The sequence below is a fragment of the Enterobacter chengduensis genome, assembly GCF_001984825.2.
Taxonomy (GTDB): Bacteria; Pseudomonadota; Gammaproteobacteria; order Enterobacterales; family Enterobacteriaceae; genus Enterobacter; species Enterobacter chengduensis.
Map to the genome: position 1 here is coordinate 658,586 of NZ_CP043318.1, position 19,185 is coordinate 677,770.

Annotated in this window: 19 protein-coding genes and 3 pseudogenes; 17 read left to right on the top strand and 5 right to left on the bottom strand. The window is 46.4% G+C overall.

Annotation, left to right across the window (positions count from 1 at the left end):
• The first annotated feature begins 201 nt into the window (after positions 1 to 201).
• From FY206_RS03215 to FY206_RS03225, 3 genes are read left to right on the top strand one after another with little or no spacing between them, the layout of a single operon-like run.
• Entirely contained in the window at positions 202 to 1,782 is a 1,581-nt protein-coding gene (locus FY206_RS03215; RefSeq protein WP_045281923.1) for an AMP-binding protein, read from the top strand.
• The gene (locus FY206_RS03220; RefSeq protein WP_032643899.1) at positions 1,779 to 2,231 is read left to right on the top strand and encodes a MarR family winged helix-turn-helix transcriptional regulator; all 453 of its coding nucleotides are present in this window, start codon (positions 1,779 to 1,781) and stop codon (positions 2,229 to 2,231) included. Before FY206_RS03215 ends, FY206_RS03220 begins: the two co-directional genes overlap by 4 nt.
• A 22-nt stretch (positions 2,232 to 2,253) precedes the next feature.
• Positions 2,254 to 2,790 (top strand): hypothetical protein, encoded by a 537-nt coding sequence (locus tag FY206_RS03225; protein WP_032643900.1) that lies wholly within the window; start codon positions 2,254 to 2,256, stop codon positions 2,788 to 2,790.
• A gap of 123 nt (positions 2,791 to 2,913) precedes the next feature.
• Here the strand turns inward: FY206_RS03225 and FY206_RS03230 are convergent, their stop codons facing one another.
• Entirely contained in the window at positions 2,914 to 3,618 is a 705-nt protein-coding gene (locus FY206_RS03230) for a hypothetical protein (protein WP_376711895.1), read from the bottom strand.
• Here FY206_RS03230 and FY206_RS03235 point away from each other — a divergent pair.
• From FY206_RS03235 to FY206_RS03260, 7 genes and pseudogenes are all read left to right on the top strand, one after another.
• Positions 3,529 to 3,822: pseudogene (locus tag FY206_RS03235) on the top strand (antirestriction protein); the annotation flags it as partial. The gene FY206_RS03230 and the pseudogene FY206_RS03235 sit on opposite strands and share 90 nt — an antisense overlap.
• A gap of 157 nt (positions 3,823 to 3,979) precedes the next feature.
• Positions 3,980 to 4,236: pseudogene (locus FY206_RS03240) on the top strand (type IV toxin-antitoxin system YeeU family antitoxin).
• Between the two features lie 20 nt (positions 4,237 to 4,256).
• Positions 4,257 to 4,610: a TA system toxin CbtA family protein gene (locus FY206_RS03245; protein ID WP_032644160.1), complete on the top strand. Its 354-nt coding sequence runs from the start codon at positions 4,257 to 4,259 to the stop codon at positions 4,608 to 4,610.
• Between the two features lie 245 nt (positions 4,611 to 4,855).
• The gene (locus FY206_RS03250; RefSeq protein WP_032643901.1) at positions 4,856 to 5,863 is read left to right on the top strand and encodes a restriction endonuclease; all 1,008 of its coding nucleotides are present in this window, start codon (positions 4,856 to 4,858) and stop codon (positions 5,861 to 5,863) included.
• A 510-nt stretch (positions 5,864 to 6,373) separates the two neighbouring features.
• Positions 6,374 to 7,699: a site-specific DNA-methyltransferase gene (locus FY206_RS03255; protein ID WP_077064143.1), complete on the top strand. Its 1,326-nt coding sequence runs from the start codon at positions 6,374 to 6,376 to the stop codon at positions 7,697 to 7,699.
• Between the two features lie 55 nt (positions 7,700 to 7,754).
• Positions 7,755 to 8,472 (top strand): annotated as a pseudogene (locus FY206_RS25510) (ATP-binding protein); the annotation flags it as partial.
• A gap of 3 nt (positions 8,473 to 8,475) precedes the next feature.
• On the top strand, positions 8,476 to 9,834 hold the full coding sequence (locus FY206_RS03260) for a hypothetical protein (RefSeq protein WP_374206931.1): 1,359 nt from the start codon (positions 8,476 to 8,478) through the stop codon (positions 9,832 to 9,834).
• A 257-nt stretch (positions 9,835 to 10,091) separates the two neighbouring features.
• Here the strand turns inward: FY206_RS03260 and FY206_RS03265 are convergent, their stop codons facing one another.
• Positions 10,092 to 10,961 carry a phosphorothioated DNA-binding restriction endonuclease gene (locus FY206_RS03265; RefSeq protein WP_032643903.1) on the bottom strand — a complete coding sequence of 290 codons (870 nt, stop codon included), beginning with the start codon at positions 10,959 to 10,961 and terminating at the stop codon, positions 10,092 to 10,094.
• A gap of 300 nt (positions 10,962 to 11,261) precedes the next feature.
• Between FY206_RS03265 and FY206_RS03270 the strand changes: the two genes are divergently transcribed.
• The 4 genes from FY206_RS03270 (at position 11,262) to FY206_RS03285 (ending at position 13,247) form a co-directional block, all read left to right on the top strand.
• Entirely contained in the window at positions 11,262 to 11,729 is a 468-nt protein-coding gene (locus tag FY206_RS03270) for a SymE family type I addiction module toxin (protein WP_077064144.1), read from the top strand.
• A 217-nt stretch (positions 11,730 to 11,946) separates the two neighbouring features.
• Positions 11,947 to 12,405, top strand: coding sequence for an STM2901 family protein (locus FY206_RS03275; protein WP_045345955.1), 459 nt, complete (start codon positions 11,947 to 11,949; stop codon positions 12,403 to 12,405).
• Positions 12,399 to 12,731 carry a DUF1493 family protein gene (locus FY206_RS03280; RefSeq protein WP_032643904.1) on the top strand — a complete coding sequence of 111 codons (333 nt, stop codon included), beginning with the start codon at positions 12,399 to 12,401 and terminating at the stop codon, positions 12,729 to 12,731. The genes FY206_RS03275 and FY206_RS03280 overlap by 7 nt, the downstream gene beginning before the upstream one ends.
• 18 nt (positions 12,732 to 12,749) lie before the next feature.
• Positions 12,750 to 13,247: an Hcp family type VI secretion system effector gene (locus tag FY206_RS03285; protein ID WP_032643905.1), complete on the top strand. Its 498-nt coding sequence runs from the start codon at positions 12,750 to 12,752 to the stop codon at positions 13,245 to 13,247.
• Between the two features lie 55 nt (positions 13,248 to 13,302).
• Here the strand turns inward: FY206_RS03285 and FY206_RS03290 are convergent, their stop codons facing one another.
• Positions 13,303 to 13,644 (bottom strand): hypothetical protein, encoded by a 342-nt coding sequence (locus tag FY206_RS03290; protein WP_032643906.1) that lies wholly within the window; start codon positions 13,642 to 13,644, stop codon positions 13,303 to 13,305.
• Positions 13,645 to 13,819: 175 nt separating this feature from the next.
• The gene (gene trpS, locus FY206_RS03295; RefSeq protein ID WP_032643907.1) at positions 13,820 to 14,824 is read right to left on the bottom strand and encodes a tryptophan--tRNA ligase; all 1,005 of its coding nucleotides are present in this window, start codon (positions 14,822 to 14,824) and stop codon (positions 13,820 to 13,822) included.
• Between the two features lie 199 nt (positions 14,825 to 15,023).
• Here trpS and fosA point away from each other — a divergent pair, with 199 nt between their 5' ends.
• The gene (gene fosA / locus FY206_RS03300) at positions 15,024 to 15,449 is read left to right on the top strand and encodes a FosA/FosA2 family fosfomycin resistance glutathione transferase (protein WP_032643908.1); all 426 of its coding nucleotides are present in this window, start codon (positions 15,024 to 15,026) and stop codon (positions 15,447 to 15,449) included.
• Here fosA and FY206_RS03305 read toward each other — a convergent pair.
• Entirely contained in the window at positions 15,435 to 16,442 is a 1,008-nt protein-coding gene (locus FY206_RS03305; RefSeq protein WP_032643909.1) for a LacI family DNA-binding transcriptional regulator, read from the bottom strand. The genes fosA and FY206_RS03305 overlap by 15 nt on opposite strands.
• Before the next feature lie 185 nt (positions 16,443 to 16,627).
• Here FY206_RS03305 and FY206_RS03310 point away from each other — a divergent pair, with 185 nt between their 5' ends.
• Entirely contained in the window at positions 16,628 to 17,716 is a 1,089-nt protein-coding gene (locus FY206_RS03310) for a cellulase family glycosylhydrolase (protein WP_032643910.1), read from the top strand.
• 50 nt (positions 17,717 to 17,766) lie between these two features.
• Positions 17,767 to 19,161: an MFS transporter gene (locus FY206_RS03315; RefSeq protein WP_032643911.1), complete on the top strand. Its 1,395-nt coding sequence runs from the start codon at positions 17,767 to 17,769 to the stop codon at positions 19,159 to 19,161.
• Positions 19,162 to 19,185: the final 24 nt, after the last annotated feature.

Here is a 19,185-nt window from a genome sequence, read left to right on the forward strand (position 1 = left end):
TCAAATTTATTTGGAGTGTTGTGTTTTTGAGTTATTTGATCATGGGGTTGTGACTATGAAATATAGTGGAAGCATGAAGTAACGCCGTGAAATTAAAATAAGTGAGAGAACTCTCACTTATAAAAAAATACTACTCCAACTCTTGATTAAACATCTCTAATGTTAAAAATTAGTTAAAGACAATGACCGGGGGGCAATGCGGTGAATCAGAACCAGACTAAAGAACATCATACTTTGACCGAAATGTTTGAATCATCTTGCATAACTTATGAGTGCTATCCTGCCATTATATGCAACGATGCGATAGTCAGTTATGCAAAAATGGGCGAGCTCAGCAGAAATATTGCTGCATGGTTACAAAATGAAGCTTTTTTTACGCGTGGTGATTGTATCGCTATCATGCTTCCAAATTCATTACAGTATGCAATTTCAGTCATGGGGGTGTTACGGTCAGGGATGGTCGTTGTTAACATAAACCCAAATTCGACACGCTATGAAATTGAAAAATATATGATGGACTGTCGTCCTAAGGCCATCATTACGTTACCAGAACTGAAAGAAAAATGTCCGGAAGGTGATGATCTTTATATTATTGAAGCTGGTATGGATGATTTTCCGGACACGCCTGATGAATGTCTATCTGACTCATATGAAAAGGGAAATATCACCACTCTCGAAAAAATCATATTTTTGGGACAGTGTTTTTCATTTACCGCTCCCGAGGTAAAACAGAATACCCTGGCCTTTCTTCAGTATACCGGTGGCACGAGTGGAATTCCAAAGGCGGCAATGTTGACTCATGGCAATATCGCGGCAAACCTCAATCAATTACATCGTGTTTGCGGTGAATATCTGACAAAGGGTAAAGAGCGAATTGTAACTGCATTGCCCTTATATCATATCTTTTCACTAACGGTGAATTTTCTTTATTTCTTTTCGATTGGTGCAGTGAATATTTTTATCAGCGATGCCAGGAAAATTGATGACGTCATCAGTGCTATGATGAAGTATAAATTTACGGCCATTACAGGGGTTAACACGCTTTATAACGCATTGTTGAACCACCCTAAATTTGCAGAACTGGATTTCTCAGCAGTTAATTTTTGCGTTAGCGGTGGTACGGAGCTGGTTCGCCCTGTGGCTGAGAAATGGTTCGGCATTACAGGAAAACCGATTCTTGCTGGTTATGGCATGACGGAGTGTTCTCCTCTGGTTTCCGTTCAGTCTTTTGCAACCACGCAATGCCTGAGCAACGTGGGTTGTGCCGTCCCAGAGACGCAGATAAAACTGGTTGATGCCGATGGGAATACTGTTTCACCCGGTGAAAAAGGTGAAGTCGCAGTCAAAGGGCCTCAGGTTATGTCCGGGTACTGGAAAAGAGATGAAGAAACTCATGAAGCCTTAAGGGATGGATGGTATTTCACAGGCGATCTCGCCGTGCAGGATCAGCAAGGCGTCATTACTATTCAGGGCAGAAAGAAAGATATCATTATAGTTTCCGGGTTTAATGTTTACCCTGCTGAAATTGAAGCTGTGGTTCTGCAACACCCATTAGTCAAAGAGGCGGTGGCAATAGGCGTGCAGGATGATGTTACTGGCGAGGCGATAAAACTATTTATCGTACCATCAGATATAACGCCAATGGAAAGTGATATTCGGGAATATTGCCGGAAATTCGTGACATCATATAAAGTACCTAAACATATTGAATATATTGATGCATTACCTAAATCTGGTGTGGGTAAGGTTCTCAGATATAAACTTAAAGGTATTTCTGAATGAGCGAAAAGCCGCTATCGCACGATCTTATTCGTGTGATTGAAAAACTTAATGTCCTTTATCACGAGATGAGGAATGAAGTTAATAAAACTTTATTGCCAATGGCGTTAAGCTTATCAAAATTACGTGTGTTGAAGGTTATACAAGATACGCCACAATGCTATGCTTCAAGCATTATGGATTGTCTGAACTTCACCTCCCGAAGTGTCACGGAAGCTCTGGATTTTCTCTTATTAGCCGGATTCATTACACGTGAAAAAGAATCTGGTAATCGTAAAGTGAAAATTGTCCGGCTCACCACGGCGGGAGAAATTATCCTTGCCAAAGCTATGAGCGAGCGGGACAGGAAACTGAATGAATTACTGTCTTGCATGAATAATAGTGATTTGGAAATGTTCCAGGACGTTATTAACAGAATGTTTATTTCGTACAAGAGCATGAAAGGCTTGTAATGGGGTTATTGAGGTAAGCAACATGATTGTTGAAGGTCTGCATAAACTGAGTGTTTTTATGATGTGTGATCTTTTTGACCATTTTGATTTACGAAATGGCTACGACACAGAGCTTATACGTACTGCTATTTCGACAAACCATTTATGGGCGCTGGAAGTGGCGTATCCCGGTCTTCTGAATGAGTTTGAAGTTCCGGAAGAAACTGTTTTTATTAATGAAATAGCTTGCCTATTTAAGAAACTGCAGAGAACCTATCACATGTTTTCGGATAGTGAAAAGGATAAGCTTTTTACTGCTATTCCAAATTTTTCGCTTACGCACGACCTCACATTTCAGGGTTTTGATTCGATCAGCGAACGTAATATGTTAGATGTGTCAAAAATATTGAAGTTACTGGGTTATCATTCGGACATGGATCTCACTAAAGAAACATACAGCGCCACGACTCAGAGATACACCCGGATGCTTGACCTTGCCATTCCTACTGGCCAGGAGAATGATCCTTCTGGTGTGTTTTCTCTGGATGTTTTCTGTAAAATCATTCTTGCGGGACGTTAATCTGTTAATTTTTTCTTATCATGACGACTATGTAATAATGGATTCTTAATCGACTCGATGAGTCCTTCATCGAGTCGTATTAAAAACAAAGTGAGAACACTGAGTCGGGTTCAGTTTCGGGTATTACTGTTTTAGCAAGCATGGAAGCTGATTATTCAGTTCAAGCAGGCAGCTATTCATATATTTTTCAGTTTCGTTGACAACTTTCTTATAATTTTTTGCATTCCAGTCGCTCAATAGGGCCTCTACAGGTGTTGGGGTACATTCTGCTACTGTAAATGCAGAGAGCATATTCCCGCTTTCCGGGTGTTTATAAAACAGAACTTTATATTTTAGCTGATAAAGCGGCGTTGCAGCATTCGCATCTTTATAGATTAATGCCCAGGTCGCCTTACCAATATACAGCGGTTGTTTATAGAGGTGACCGTTCCCTTTTTCATTCATCCACTGAGTAATATTTTGTTTGGCTTTTGGAATAAACCAGTTGTTTGTTGGGTTCTCCAGGGTTTCGACTGTTGTTCCTTTATAGTTCTCTTTATCAAAATCACTACTGTTGATACTTCCGAGTAATGCACCGACCACCGCGATCCCCATACCAGCCGCTACATGACCCGGAGTCACTTCGCGTAAGTGACTATCGGCCACTCGATTGTTATTCAGTTCTGGAATGGCGGACACGCTGTAAATTTCAATTGAGCTACCATTTGCCGCCTTTACGGTGTCTGGTTTTACCGATCCTTCGCAGACTACTGCGGGGGTATCTGGAATTTTTACACACTGAGTAACGAAGGTGCGTTTACGGCCCCGGAAACAAATGGAGATACCGATGAGAAGTTGGCGCTGTTTAACACCATGAACGGCAATGGCGCAGAGATTACCAGTGAAGCTGCAGGGATAGTCACCTGTCTGATGGCTTACAGCCACCAGGCCTGTCGTACTGAATGTGATGCGATGACTGAGCACTATTATCGCTTACGTAACTTCGCGCTGAACCATCCAGAGTGCAGCGCCATTATGCATCTCATCGACTGAGGAATGCCTGACATGAATACCGCATTATCTCAGGTGTCATCACAGCCTGAACTTTTTCCACTGATGGTTATGGCCCAGTATGATAGCCAGCTCCACGCGACATCCGGATTGACACTATAAGCCCAACGGACTATTCACGCCCTGTTTTGGAGCTCGTCTGGTGCAGGAGGGCAACCGCCTGCATTTTCTCGTTGATCGGGCCGGATTTAAGGGTGCCTTTGGCGACGATGACGCGCTACACCCTGGATCAGGCCTTTCCGTCGATGCTCAAACAACTGGAGCTGATGCCCACCAGCGGAGAACTCTCTCCCCGGCATAAGCATAGTGCCACCCTGTATCACAATGACCTGCGAAGCCGATACCCTTGGCAGTTGCGGCTACGTATACATCGCCCTTTACCCCACTCATCGTTAACTACTTTCATAAGAGCAAATATGAAAACTCTACCTGCAATAAATCCGCAGGCGGCGACGCTATGTCTGTCGCCCGTGGCAGTCTGGCAAAAGCTGCTTGCACGCCTGCTGGAACAACATTATGGACTGACACTCAACGACACACCATTCAGTGATGAAACGGTAATTCTGGAACATATCGATGCCGGTATATCTTTGGCCGATGCCGTTAATTTTCTGGTGGAAAAGTACGGGCTGGTTCGTATTGATCGCAGGAGATTCGACTGGCAAGAACAGTCCCCATATCTGCGGGCAGTCGATATTCTGCGGGCGCGACAGGCAACTGGTTTATTGAAAAGAATTGTATTAGCGCGGCACGGTGAACATTGGGAATAGCCTTCCTGATTCACACTGCAGCTTTCCTTACTTATTTACTCATTCCAAAAAGCACCTGCCGATGCTGGTTGGTGCTTTTACTTATATGGACGAAATATCATGCAAATAGAAGCTGTAATTTTAACTGGGCACATTATCGCAAGTACAATCCGGGAATGCTGGGCCGTCGTTGTTGATGGTTTTGACGCATGCGGCTAACAAGCTTATGATCCAGCTTAATTTCTTTTCCTCATTAAGGGACTGGTATGGGCAACAGAATGTGGATGATCCGCGGTGACGGCGGCAAGCTCTATGACGATTTTCGCGATAAGCAAATTGTAGGCATCGGTTGGTCTCAGCTGGCTCCATTAGTCAAACCCGGCCTGTCCCGAGCCCAGTTGCTCGCCTTATACCAGGAGGCAGATCCCTTAACAAAGTTGGGAACTGCGCGTTCTGGTGCATCGCAGGTCTGGCGTTTTGTGAATGAGATCCAAAAGGGTGATTGGGTTATTACCTATTCGCCAGCCAACCGTACTTATTTGCTAGGCAAAGTCACTTCAGAATTCCAATATCATCCTGAATGGGTGGAAGAGGGGATGGGGATCGCTCGGCAGGTTAAATGGAATACTCAAGAAATCGACCGCGATAGACTGTCAGTTGCTACCAAAAATACATTGGGTTCTACGCTGACGGTTTTCCAGCTTCCAGAATATGCTCTAGAAGAGCTTTTGCAGGATAAGAAACCCACTGTAGACGCTATTACTCATAATCCAACAGCGACAGATGAAGATGAGGTCGTTTCTGATCCGCTTCGCGATGTGGAGTCGTTGGCGCGTGAAGGTATTAAAGATCGAGTTAATGGACTCGATCCGAAGGAGATGGAGTATCTGGTTGCAGGAGTTTTACGCAGCATGGGATATAAAACACAGGTGTCTCCTGTGGGTCCAGATCGTGGGAAGGATATCATCGCATCGCCTGATGGATTTGGATTTGAGAATCCACGTATCGTCGTTGAGGTAAAACATCGCAGGGAGCAAATGGGGAGTCAGCAGATTCGCAGCTTTATCGGCGGTCGCCATAAAGACGATCGCGGGCTTTATGTCAGTACGGGGGGCTTTACGAAAGATGCTCGCTATGAAGCCGACCGTTCGACGATACCTCTGACGCTCTGGACGCTTGATGATCTCGTCCGTGCGCTTATTGAGAACTATGAGCAAGTCGATATCGAGACCAAACTTTTGGTGCCTCTGAAGAAAACTTTCCTTCCTGCCTGAATCTTGCTTGATAGCCATATCGGTGTTCTACTGGTATGGCTTTAGACCCACTCGCAATGTCTATTTTTATACGGATTTTAACTTGTGGGTACAAGTGCGGGTATAACTATTTAGTCCAGTTTATAAAAAACATTAATATCAGTCTATTAGGTGTGAAATTCGAGTCCGGCCTTCGCACCAAAAGATGCAAATTAAAGTCGCTTAAGGGCGGCTTTTTTTGTGTCTGGAATTCTTCTCATACAAAATTTTTTGGTTTTACTTATCAATGCAGTGAATCTTGAACAAGCAGTCTTAGCCGCTTGCGAATTAACAACCGAGTATATCGACAAAATTGATTCCGTGTATATCTTTGGATTAAAATACATAATGTTATCAATAGGTTGTATTGTTTTTTTTCAGTGAGGGCTGGTAAAGCTAATGTAAAAATAAGACGCTAGTCAAATGGAGGTCTAGTATGGGCTTCTATCATCTGCTAGAGTTTTGTACAAGGGAAAATTGAGAAAGACACAAATGAACGACATAAATAAAGACAATATGCTATTGAAAAAAATCATCTCAAATTCCAAAGGTGATAAAGCTTATTGGTCATTTAAGGGGAGAGCAAAAAGACAATATTGCCACGCTTTGATTCAATATCCAGCAATGATGGTTCCTGCAATGCAAGGAGAACTTATCGATGCTGTTTTAGAAGTTGATTCAAGCATAACAAGCATAATCGATCCCTTTGTCGGCTCTGGAACTACTCTTGGCGAAGCGATGTGCCGAGGGCTAGATTTTGTCGGGATGGATATTAATCTTCTTTCAATTTTAGCATGTGAGGTAAAAAGTGGCCCTTTATATATTAAGGCATTTGAAGAAAAATGCGTTCTTTTATTAGAGAAGATCCAGGTTGATGTCAAGGAAGATATTTCAGTTAATATAACAAATATTGATAAATGGTTTACTAAAGAAGTTCAAATAAATTTAAGTAAAATATTTAGAGCCATTCAGAGTGAAGACTCTAAATGGGCTAGAAAAATATTTTGGTTATGTATGAGCAATACTGTGCGGGCAGTATGTAATTCAAGAAGTTCAACTTTTAAATTACATATTAAATCAGTTGATCAAATTGAAAATACACCTAATACATTTGAGGTTTTTTCAAAAAACATTCATAAAACGTTGGTGGCTTTACGAGAGCAGAAAGATATACTAAAAGAAATGGGAAGTTTGAATAAGACACATTCTAAAAGTCGGATTAAAATCATTCACGCGGATACTTCTCAAAAATTAGATAAAAAGATCCAGTGCGATCTTCTTGTAAGCTCTCCGCCCTATGGAGATAACAGCACTACTGTCACATATGGCCAATTTTCTTTTTTATCTTTAAAATGGATTGACGAAAAAGATATAGATAACTTAAAAATAAAAGGATTACTTGAAAATCAAAATAAAATTGATTCAAGCAGCCTTGGAGGCTCTCTAAAAGGTGCCAGTGAAAAACTAGAGCTTTTAAAAAATAAATCACCAACTCTAATTGATACTGTAAAAAATATCTCAGTTGTTAATATTGAGAATGTAAAAAAATTAGTGACATTTATTTATGATCTCGATCTTGCTTTGGATAATTCCTTATTCTACTTAAGAAAAAATGCTTATATGATATGGACCTTAGGAAATAGAAGGATTTCTAACATTGAAGTACCGTTAGATAAAATAATGAGAGAGATTTTAGAACACAAGGGATGTGTTTTTGTTCATCAAATTGAAAGAGAAATATTATCCAAAAGAATGGCAATGAAAAACAGTTTTGCTAATACAATGGATAAAGAATTGATTCTTATGATGCGTAAATAGCTTTACATCGAGATATCGATTCGCATTATCTGATTTTAAAGAGGGAGTTTTATATATGGTATCTACGACATTAAAATTTGGAGGGAAAATAATTGAGGAGCTCTCTCAAAAAATCCCTTCAACATTATTTGCTTTGAATGAGTTAGTCAAAAATTCATATGATGCATTCTCTCCAGATGTAACCATTACTGTAGTCCCATCTAAATTAATGATAACTGTTTCTGATCGCGGTAATGGCATGTCATTAGAAGAAATTAATTCCCTGTTTCATATTTCAAAAAGCACAAAGAGATATGGATATGAATTAAAACAAAATGGGATTACTAGAATTATTCAAGGCTCAAAAGGACTTGGTTTTTTATCAGCCTTTAAATTTGGTGATAAAGTTGAGTGGAAAACATGCAAAAATGGTATTTGCAGTATTTTCTCTATTAAAAAAACGGACCTTATAAATAAAGATGATGTTTCTGGGATTAATATTCCTATAGAAACAGAGCGTTGTGACGAAAATGGAACTGAGATAAAAATATATACTAATCAGCAGGAAATGGATGATTTAATGTCTGATTTATCAGACGATAAAATTTCTAGTAAATTAGTTTCATCAATGCTGGATGACTCTTTTGATATAAAGCTAGTTATAGAAAACAAAGAGAAAACAGTATCAACAAAAAAAAATAAAACCATTTATTTCAGAATGTGAAAGTAGTCAGCTTTTTTATGTGGAATATGACTCTTCGAAAGAGGAAATAAATTTTTATCATAAGGGTGAATTAATCAGTCAAACCCCTTTTCCAATAGACCGTATTGATTATAGCATTGACGTGAAACTAATTATTTTTCTATTTGAAAAAGGACGAAATACAAGAGGTATATCTAATCTCTATAAAAGGGTGCATGATGATGCCCTTTATCCATTGGTATATATTAATAAAAACCTATTTAATAACACTAGAATATTTGATCCAGAGGTGCTTCGAAAGAGAAGTTCTGGTTCTTCTTTACCTCAAATGATAGGTAAAGTGTCAATTTTCAGTCAAAACAGCAATTTGGAGTTTAACTCAGATAGAACTTCATTTGTTGAAAATAAACTAACTAAAAACCTTATGTTTAATCTTAAAAAGTTAAACGAAGCTATTCAGGTTAAAGGTTCTGAGTTAAAAAATAAACTGAAGGCTGGCTCAACCTCTTCCTTGACTGGTAAAGCATATCCAATTGAAGGCGCGAAAAATATAAAAAATAAACCAGCATCAATCTTAATCGATAGAAAAAAAAAGGTGAGTTTTTTTGTACCTTCAGAACAGATTGATCTAAGTGAATATATTTATGTTCTAAAAGATAGTTACGGAAATGAGATTGATAAGGAAAATATTTCTATAAGTGTAAATGGTAGCGATTATACGAATTGGATATTAGAGACTATTGAGGAACCATGCGAATTACAAGTGGTTTTTCGTTATGAGGATAGTATTACAGGCCTTGTGTCAGCCGACGTTAATCTTACTTTTGAAAGAAAAAGTTCTAACATAACGGGTAGTAAAGAAGAAAGCTCATTGTTTACAATACAGTCTGCTTCTGGATATACAGTTCAAATAGGAACAGTGTCATCTATTATTTATGCGATAGATAAGTTGTATTCATTACGTGAAAAAGAGGGCTTCCTTCCACTCATTGCATGCTCAATTCGTTCAATTTTTGAAATATCTCAAGATAAACTTTTTAGGACGCATCGTTTTTTATTTCCTACTTTTAAAAATCAATTATATAATGACGAAGCAAAAAGAGAGATGAGAGATAAACTTCTTGGTAATATTGTTCATATAATTTTACTTGTGAAGAAAAATTCAAATCTATCCACAAAAATAGCTGAAAGACTTGATATTAGTTATTCGACTTTTATGAACTCATTAAATATTGAGGAATTCAAAGCGGCTGTTAAGCACTCCCATGTTGGTGCCCACCAATCTACAAAGTTCCTTTCAAAACCTAAAATAGAAGCATGTGCTGACTCATGCGGTTTATTTGCAGTGATATGTGATGTTTTAATAAATATGAAAAAAGATGATCTTAATAGTATTGGAATAATGAAAGTCACAACGGATGATTTAAATAATTGCTTTAAATCATTAAGCTAATTTTTAAACTAATTTCATAAGGCTATGTTTAAATAAAATATAGCCTTTGTATCTTCTTGCTAAATGGTTTTTTTTGATGGCTTTTTAAATGCGATGAAGTATTGTTGTGATTTTTCTTAGCGATATTTTTTATTTACAGAAAACTCATTCTTCATCTTTTATATTTACATAAATATTTAGATATTATGTATTTTTATTGCTTTCATTAGATACTACGCTTTCATACTATTTAAATGATCTTAGCGTTCATATTTCATTTATTTCCTAAACACTTCCCTCCGATGCCATTCCACAAACCCTTCCCTTGGATAATTCCCTTTGACCATCGGTAACGCAATCTGCTTCCCGACAAAATCCCAGAACAGCTGCCCAACAATCCCGCCCCCATTCACTGCCTCAGATACCAGCACCCGCATACTCTCATCCAGCCCAATTGACCCCTTATCAAACGCCTTATGATGAATCGCACACAGTGCCAATCCGTTCGGGATCTCACACGGTCCGCCAAACTGCTTCCATTTAATATGCGCGGCTTCAAGTCCAACGGAGGCGTTATCATGCCGCATGTTGAATCCGCAGACTGCGCACTCATAGTTATAAGCACGCAACACTTGCTGGCGGAACAGCGGATCGCGAACCTTACGGATCTGCTGAATATCAAAGCCTATCTCATCCGCGATCTCTTCCTGAATGCTTTCAGGAAAATGCGCTTCAAGGATCTGCTGCGCCAGCGAGCCGATCCGGTTTTTGTTCTTACTCAGCAGCGCAAAGTGTTCTTCATCAAACCCGCCTGCAACGTTTTGTTCCACAAGTTCTTTAACGGGCGGCTGCTTACTACCAGTGGTCGAACAGAACTCAGTATTCTGAAGATCCCAAAACCCGTCCCTCTTGAGCCGCCAGAAGGGCATATTTGGGTAATGCGCCTTTCGCTGTGGGCCAAAGCGTTCTAACAGGCTAAGCAGCTGCTCGTGAACCTCGGTTCCGTAATCAAACAGTCGCGCATGCCCCTGCTGATAGTTCGCCAGCACGTACAGAAGCAATAAAGGCTTATGCGGCGCACGCTGTTCGCCTTTGCGCCAGATGGTGATGTCGGCAATTGCCTGTTCGAGAGTTTTGCTGGAAGCCATCGCGTTACGGAAGAAGGTAAATAATTGCGATGATGCTCGCAAAACTCAGGACAGGCAACCCACAATCAACAAAAACATGAGCTTACCGCATATAATCCTATTTCCTGAATCCCCCTCGCAAATTCCAAATTTACCCCACACCAAATAGCTGTATTTATATTCAGCCCTGTATAATGAGCACCAGAAATTACGCCGAACGGCAAAGGAAGTATCAAAGAGAATTTAACGAGGAATTCGCGATATGAAGGTGCTGCAACACCCCCATACCGCTAACCACAACCAACTATCGAGGAGTTGAAAATGGCTGCGACGAATTTTAAGCCAGAGTTTACCGTTTGCAAAACAGAATCAGACGCTTTCACCGGCATAATTGAAAACCGCGAGCTGGTACGCAAAAACAGCGCCCGCCGTCTGCACGGCAACCCGCCCAACGCGGCGCCCGTCCACCCTCGCGCGGAGACGCCGCAGGACAGTGCCGCCTGCTGCGAACTCTATGCTCGCATAGACATGAAATACCTTCTTCTGGGTGGCGACTGGTTAAAACGCGCGGGTTTCATCAACGGTATGCCGGTAAAAATCCGCGCAATGAAAGACTGCATTGTCATTACGCCTCAGCATACAAGAGAATTATGGGGATGCCTGGAAGGTATGAGTGTGGTGAATATAAATAAGCAAAAAGTCGCGCAGTGGTTGAAGACGTTTCCGGGAGCGCTGAATGATACTGGAGATATCCCGGTAGTTAAGCGCAATATAGGACAGGCAAAATAATATCGAATTGGAACACCCTTGATCCTAAATCGAGGGTGTTTAAATTAGTGGAAGGCGTAGTCTATTTTTTTCAATAATATAATTGAACTGAATGTTATAGCTGTGTTTTGATCATTGTGATTATATTAGAAGGTTTTACAGAAGTATGCTGGAGATCTCAATTTAGTTATTGTCTAGCATTTATGATTCTTACTGGAGCAACTCAATGGAATGAACTATGGACACAACAGAAGAACTAAATGAAACGTATTTTTATGCTGGCAGAACCAATCTTACCGCGGCAGGACTTTTTTTTATGATCTACTGTGAATCAATTGCCGATCATTTTGGTATTGACGATGTGGCAGGAATTGCTGCGTTATACAGTGGTGCTAATAATCAAACGACTAGAAAGAAACCCGCGGGAGCTACGGAAGGAACGTCCCGAGCCTCGAAAGCCATGAGGAACTATTTCAAACAGGCGAAATTTCCTTATGGCATTAAGCTGCCTACCTGGGTTGGTGGGTACACTCCGTGGACAGTAAAGTGTCGAATGGTATCGAAAGTGAGTGCGTTTGTTGGCAGGACAATACCGTTAATAGGCATAGTGATATTAGTCGCTGATGTATCACTAATCACCTATGCTGCAATACGTGATTATAATCGAATTGCGCGGGGCAGCGACAAACTATGGTAGAGAATATTGAGCAGCGCATCTACGCCTTAGTCAGACGCTATAACGGCGTTTATCTAATGAATAACGAAGAGAAGCAAAAATTACTGAATGCAAAAACTGATTTGGATACTGACATGCAGCTTGATGTCACTGAAGCAGAAGATTTGATGGACGAGTTTTTTAAAGAATTTAATGTTGATAGAGGGAATTTTAACATAAACACCTACTATCCTGATGAGCCTTTTTCATGGAATCCATTCAAAAAATTCCCAGTGGCGATGGTTCCAGATTTCACTATTGGAATGCTTATCGAATCCGCAAAAGCGGGCGAATGGTTATACGACTAAAATGCAAGGAGCAATAGAATGGCCGTACCTGTACATCTTTTTTTAACTAATGACGGTGGCACAATGATATGTGGTTCCTGTGACGTTGCAAACAGGGAAGGAAGTATTGAGCTAAGAGGATTACAACATAACCTCAGCCTACCAACTGACTCGGCAACGGGAAAGGTCACCGGCACTCGCCAACATTCGCCGTTTCAGTTTACCAAGGAACTGGACAGTTCTTCGCCCTATCTGTTCAAAGCGGCAGCCACGGGCCAGACCCTTAAAACGGCAGAATTCAGGTTTTACCATATTAACTATTCCGGGCAGGAGGAGGAGTATTACCGAATCACGCTCGAGAACGTTAAGGTCATTTCTGTGAGTCCAGTAATGTACGACACCCGAGGCTGTCCGGGGACGGGGCATATGGAGGAAGTGGCGTTTAATTATGAGAAGATTACCCACTTGTACAAGGACGGTAACTTGTTAGCGCACGATGCGTGGAATGAACGCCCAACCTCTGGCACTGCTGCATAACGTTATATAAACTTGCCCGCCAGCGTTTCGTATGCGCGGGCAGGGATTATCATTACTAATCTCTTTTCGTCAATGATGGCCTAAACATCATAAAAATAACCCACGCAAACATCCCAATAATCTTCATCGGCCAGGGTTCTAACACATGCAGACACACAATTGCTCCAATCACTAATAGCGGACCCTCTACCAGTTCAGCTATCCCCTCTAAAATATGTAACTTATGAGGCAGTACCCGATTAAGTAATGTCGCAATAAGCTGTGCACTTCCTAATATGATTGTTATTGCGATTGTACGGTCCTCCCAGTTATCAAAACTAACCAAAGAAATGAGGCTTGTAGCCAGTACATAACCACAAAATAATATATTCAGCATGTAAATAATAAACTTGCCCATAGCATTTGCCGAGACGGTTAAAAAAATAAAGAGTCTATGAATATAGCGCTCTTAACAGAATGACAAACAACAATGGCTAATAATGTATTTAAGAATTTTTGCGCCTTGCTTATTTCCGCAATAATCAAGTTAGCGGCTTCATGCTAATCCCCCGCACTCCACCGCTAAATCGACTTTAACTAAACACCGGCACCCCCAGCCCAACCTTCACCTCCCTCAACGTCTCCTGCGTCACCCCCTGCGCCCGTTCGGTCCCGCGCTTCAGCATCGCCATCAACTCGCCCCTGTCACGCATATACATCGCCCTCCGCTCCCGCATCGGCGCAATCAGCTCCTGCAGGCACGCCTCCAGCTCGTTCTTACAAACCCGGTCACCCAGCCCGCCCGCCTGATAGTGCGCCTTCATCGCCGCCACTTTGTCCTTGTCCGGATGAAACGCGTCGAGATACGTAAACACCACGTTCCCCTCAATCTGCCCCGGGTCGCTTACCTTCAGGTGGTTCGGGTCGGTGTACATCGCGCTCACCGCACGATGAATGGTCTCTTCGCTGGCCGAAAGGTGCAGCGTGTTGCCCAGCGATTTCGACATCTTGGCGCTGCCGTCGATGCCGGGCAGGCGGCTGGTGTCGCTCAGCATCGCCCTGCAGTGGCGCAGCACCGGGGCGGGCAGCAGGCTGTTCATCTTGTGCACAATCTCGTTGGTCTGCTCAATCATCGGCAGCTGGTCGTCGCCGACGGGCACGCACTCGGCCTTAAACGCCGTGATGTCCGCCGCCTGGCTGATGGGGTAGGCCATAAACCCGACCGGCAGCGAGCGGGCGAAGCCCTTCTGCGCAATCTCGTTTTTCACCGTCGGGTTACGCTCCACGCGGGCGACGGTGACGATGTTCATATACAGCATCGTCAGCTCGGCGAGGGCGGGCAGGGCGGACTGCAGGCAGATCGTGGTCAGGTTCGGGTCGATGCCCGCGGCGAGGTAGTCGGCCAGCACCTCGGGGATGTTGTCGCGTATCTTCTGCGGGTTGCTGCCGTTGTCGGTCAGCCCCTGCAGGTCGGCAATCAGCACAAACTGGCTGTGCGTCTGCTGGAGCGCCACGCGCTGGCGCAGCGATCCGACGAAGTGGCCGAGGTGCAGCGGGCCGGTCGGACGATCGCCGGTGAGGATGGTGGGTGCGTTCATAAAGACTCCTTAACGTTGTAATGCCGAAAGGGGTCTTAGATGTGAGAAAGCCGCCTTTCGGCGGCTATCTGAAAATGAGGAAAACTACTCCGTGCCGCCTTTAAGAAGGCAGCCACCAGCGGTTTACGGTGAGCACGGCGTGGTTTATGTTCATCTCTTTACCGTACCACGTCCGGCGCGAAAAACAAAAGGGCACGTCATGCTGCAATCACTCAACCACCTGACCCTCGCGGTCAGCGACCTGCAAAAAAGCGTCACCTTCTGGCACGAGCTGCTGGGCCTGACCCTGCACGCCCGCTGGAATACCGGGGCCTACCTCACCTGCGGCGATCTGTGGGTCTGCCTGTCGTACGACGAGGCGCGCCAGGTCGTGCCGCCGCAGGAGAGCGACTACACCCACTACGCGTTTACCGTGACGGAAGAAGATTTTGAACCGTTCTCGAACAAGCTGGAGCAGGCGGGCGCCACCGTCTGGAAGCAGAACAAAAGCGAGGGGGCGTCGTTCTATTTTCTCGACCCGGACGGGCACAAGCTGGAGCTGCACGTAGGCAGCCTCGCCGCGCGGCTGGCGGCGTGTCGCGAGAAGCCCTATGCGGGCATGGTATTTACCTCAGACGAGGCTTGAGGCGCGCACCTTCAGCCTGCCCGCCAGCGTCACGTGCGTGGCGGCATCTTCCTGATTGCACAGGTACTCCACCGCCAGCCGTCCCAGCTCGCTGTAGGGCAGCTGGATGCTGGTCAGCGGCGGGGTGAGCTGCTCGGAAATCTTCTGGTCGTCGTAGCCCGCCAGCAGCATGTCCTGCGGGATGCGCACGCCGTTCACCACCAGCGCCTGATAGCAGCCAATCGCCAGCCAGTCGCTGGCGCAGAAGATGGCGTCCGGGCGCCCGGCCAGTTCCAGCAGGGACATGGTGGCGGTAAAGGACTCGCTGAACTGCCAGTTGGTCTGGCGCACCAGACCGTCGTCGCACGCGAGTCCGGCCTGTTCCAGCGCCGCCCGGTAGCCTGCCAGACGCTGGCGCGAGGCCTCCATCCAGCTCTCCCCGGTAATGTGGGCGATGCGCGTGGCCCCGCAGGCGATGAGATGCTTAGTGACCTGGAAGGCGTTGGCGTAGTCGTCCGGGATAAACGACGGCAGCAGCGGCGAGCCGGGGTCGCGCTGGTTGAGCAGCACCAGCGGGATGCGGGTGCAGTCCTGGAAAGCCGTCATGTCCACCAGCGTGGTGACCGGGGAGGCGAGAATAATCCCGATGCAGTTGCGCTTCTCCAGCTGGCGGATGATGTTCAGCGCCAGCTCGATGTCGTCGCCGTAGTCGTAGACGGTGAGCAGCGTCTCGTTGCGCCACGCCGCTTCCCGCGCCTGGCTGATGGCGTCGATAAACGGGTCGAAGCTCTGCATGGAGCTGACCAGCAGGGCGATCTCTTCCTGGTTGCGCGGGGCGTGAACGGCGGGGAGGCGGTCGTAGCCGAGCTCGGTGGCCACATTAATCACCCGCTGGCGGGTGTCGTCGCTGAGCTTGATGTTGCGGGACTGGTTAAGCACCAGCGATACCGTCGCCTGCGACACCCCTGCCGCCCGCGCAATATCGTTCATCGTCACTTTCGGTTTTCGCTTCATCCGTCCTCTCCCTTTTGCGACTTCGCATCATACCCTAACCGCGCGCTTACGCGCCGTCGATCACGTTTCTTATTCGCGCCTGCGTGAACTTTGTGAAGGCCGTCGCTTTTCTTCGTGCGGCAAATTGCGCATTTATCCCGCAACTAATATTTATTAGCTAAATATTATCAGTAAGAGGATGCGTAATGAAAGAGCAGTGGAGCAGGGAGCAGGCACAGGCGTGGTATCAGCAAAAAGGCTGGCTGTGCGGGTTTAACTATCTGCCGTCGACGGCGGTGAACTGGACCGATATCTGGCAGGAAGAGACCTTCGATGCCGCCACCATCGAGCGCGAGCTGGGCTGGGCGGCGGAGGCGGGCTACAACACCCTGCGCATCAACCTGCCGTTTATCGTATGGGAGCATGACCGCGACGGGCTGATGGCGCGCATCGACCGGTTTTTAACCATTGCCGACGGTCGCGGGTTCAGCACCATGCTGACCCTGATGGACGACTGCGGCTTCTCCGGCGACGAGCCGTACCTCGGCCCGCAAAAGCCGCCCGTACCGGGCAAGCACAACAGCCAGGCGGCGGCAAGCCCGGGACGTGACAAGGTGTGCGATCCCGACTGCTGGCCGCAGATTGAGCGCTATATCCGCGACGTTGTCCGCCAGTTCCGCGACGACAGGCGCGTGCTGCTGTGGGATCTCTACAACGAGCCGGGCAACCGCGGCATTTTCGCGACGGGCACGCAGGAGGTGCAGTACGACGCGAAGCTGGAGACCTGTGCCCATAAGCTTATGAAGCTCGCATTCCAGTGGGTGCGTGAAGAGAACCCGACCCAGCCGCTCACCGTCTGCGCCTGGCGTCTGCCGCCGGAAGAGGAGGGCGAGACGTTCTTCCAGCATCCGCTGGACCAGACCGCGCTGGCGCTCTCGGACGTGGTGAGCTTCCACGCCTACACCCACACGGGCCGGATGACGGCGATAATCCAGCAGCTGCAGGCGCTCGGTCGCCCGCTGTTCTGCACCGAATGGCTGGCGCGCCACGTGGGCAGCACCCTCGAAGAGCAGCTCCCGCTGATGTACGCGGCGAAAATCGCGCCGTATCAGTGGGGGCTGGTGCGAGGCAAAACCCAGACGTGGCTGCCGTGGCCGGTGGTGATGAAGGAGTCCACGGACTACTGCCGCCTCTGGTTCCACGACGTGTTTGAGGAGAACGGCATTCCGTTCTCGCGCCGTGAAATCGCCCTGATGCAGCAGCTGCGCAAGATCGCCCCGAAAGTTCAGGGCTAATAATATCGACCCGGCGGTCCACCGCCGGGCAACCAGGCAGGCATATAACAATGGCAACGACAATGAAAATACCGTCTCGCGAGCTGTGGTCTTATTTTGGTTATGGTTTAGGTCAGTGTTTTAGCTTTGGTTTAGTGGGTTCGTTTATTAACTATTTTTACACCGACGTGCTGGGGATCTCGGCACTGGCGGCGAGCACCATCTTCCTGATTGCCCGCGCGTGGGATGCGGTTCACGATCCGCTGTTTGCCAGCATTATGGACACCATTAACAGCCGGTTCGGCAAGTTTCGCCACTTTTTGCTGATCGCCCCGCTGCTGATCACCGGCGTCACGCTGCTGTCGTTCTATAAAATCGAAGCGGACATGACCACCAAAATCCTCTACGCCGGGGTGACCTACATCCTGTGGGGGACGCTGTATGCCATCTCCGATATTCCGTTCTGGTCGATGTCGTCGGTAATGACCAACGACTCCGGGCAGCGCACCCGCGCGGTGACGGCGGCGATGCTCGGGGTGAACGCCGGGATTGCCTGCGCCAACATCTTCTTCCCGAAGCTGGCGGCGTTCTTCGCCCAGTACAGTAACGACAAAGGTTACTTTATGGCGGCGCTGGTGATGATGCTGGTGGGGCTGCCGCTGATGCTTAACGGCTTTATGCAGATCAAAGAGCGCGTGCCGCCGAGCCCGGAAAAGGTGACCATCCGCGACACCTTCCACAACCTGCGTCAGAACAAGCCGCTGTTTATCGTCCTGCTGTCGTTCTTCTTCTGCGTGTTCCACAACGTGGCGGGCGGCCTGTATATCTACTTCTTTATCAACAACCTGGGCGACGGCAGCCTGCAGATGGCGATTGGCGTGATGGGGATTGTCGCGGCGGTGCTGTGCCTGGTCGCCCCGATGCTGACGCGCCGGATGCAGAAGCGGAAGCTGTTTATGATCCTCTGCGGGCTGGACGTGGCGGTGCGCGTGGTGATGTGGTTTGTCGGGTATCAGCAGGTGACGATGCTGTTTATTCTGCTCGGCCTGAGCACGCTGTTCGTGATGATGACCAACATCCTCACCTCGTCGATGATTGCCGACACCATCGAGTACGCGGAGTACCACACCCACAAGCGCTGCGCGGCGATCACCTTCTCCGGACAGACCTTTACCGGCAAGATGTCGGTGGCGGTGGGCGGCGGGTTAATCGGCGTGTTTCTGACGATGATCGGCTACGTGCCGCAGGCGCAAATTCAGAGCGAGAGCGTGCTGTCGGGGCTGTTCTTCGGGATCTGCCTGCTGCCGGCGATTGGGTCGCTGATCCGGATTGGCTTTATGTCGCGCTTTACCTTCACCGAGGAGAAGCATGCAGAGATTTGTCGGCTGCTGGCGGAGCGCAGGCATCATATAGAAAATAGCGGTTCGGAGAATAAGCGGCTGGAGCGCCCGGCACCGGCGAACTAATCCAGGTGGGCGCCTGTCATGCAG

Excerpts from the sequence above, each read along its gene's own strand:
- FY206_RS03305 (WP_032643909.1), bottom strand. The coding sequence starts at position 16,442 with ATGAAGCGAAAACCGAAAGTGACGATGAACGATATTGCGCGGGCGGCA.
- FY206_RS03275 (WP_045345955.1), top strand. The coding sequence starts at position 11,947 with ATGGACACAACAGAAGAACTAAATGAAACGTATTTTTATGCTGGCAGA.
- FY206_RS03245 (WP_032644160.1), top strand. The coding sequence starts at position 4,257 with ATGAAAACTCTACCTGCAATAAATCCGCAGGCGGCGACGCTATGTCTG.
- FY206_RS03255 (WP_077064143.1), top strand. The coding sequence starts at position 6,374 with ATGAACGACATAAATAAAGACAATATGCTATTGAAAAAAATCATCTCA.
- FY206_RS03265 (WP_032643903.1), bottom strand. The coding sequence starts at position 10,961 with ATGGCTTCCAGCAAAACTCTCGAACAGGCAATTGCCGACATCACCATC.
- FY206_RS03225 (WP_032643900.1), top strand. The coding sequence starts at position 2,254 with ATGATTGTTGAAGGTCTGCATAAACTGAGTGTTTTTATGATGTGTGAT.
- FY206_RS03220 (WP_032643899.1), top strand. The coding sequence starts at position 1,779 with ATGAGCGAAAAGCCGCTATCGCACGATCTTATTCGTGTGATTGAAAAA.
- FY206_RS03290 (WP_032643906.1), bottom strand. The coding sequence starts at position 13,644 with ATGGGCAAGTTTATTATTTACATGCTGAATATATTATTTTGTGGTTAT.
- FY206_RS03250 (WP_032643901.1), top strand. The coding sequence starts at position 4,856 with ATGGGCAACAGAATGTGGATGATCCGCGGTGACGGCGGCAAGCTCTAT.
- FY206_RS03270 (WP_077064144.1), top strand. The coding sequence starts at position 11,262 with ATGGCTGCGACGAATTTTAAGCCAGAGTTTACCGTTTGCAAAACAGAA.
- fosA (WP_032643908.1), top strand. The coding sequence starts at position 15,024 with ATGCTGCAATCACTCAACCACCTGACCCTCGCGGTCAGCGACCTGCAA.
- FY206_RS03280 (WP_032643904.1), top strand. The coding sequence starts at position 12,399 with ATGGTAGAGAATATTGAGCAGCGCATCTACGCCTTAGTCAGACGCTAT.
- FY206_RS03310 (WP_032643910.1), top strand. The coding sequence starts at position 16,628 with ATGAAAGAGCAGTGGAGCAGGGAGCAGGCACAGGCGTGGTATCAGCAA.
- trpS (WP_032643907.1), bottom strand. The coding sequence starts at position 14,824 with ATGAACGCACCCACCATCCTCACCGGCGATCGTCCGACCGGCCCGCTG.
- FY206_RS03285 (WP_032643905.1), top strand. The coding sequence starts at position 12,750 with ATGGCCGTACCTGTACATCTTTTTTTAACTAATGACGGTGGCACAATG.
- FY206_RS03315 (WP_032643911.1), top strand. The coding sequence starts at position 17,767 with ATGGCAACGACAATGAAAATACCGTCTCGCGAGCTGTGGTCTTATTTT.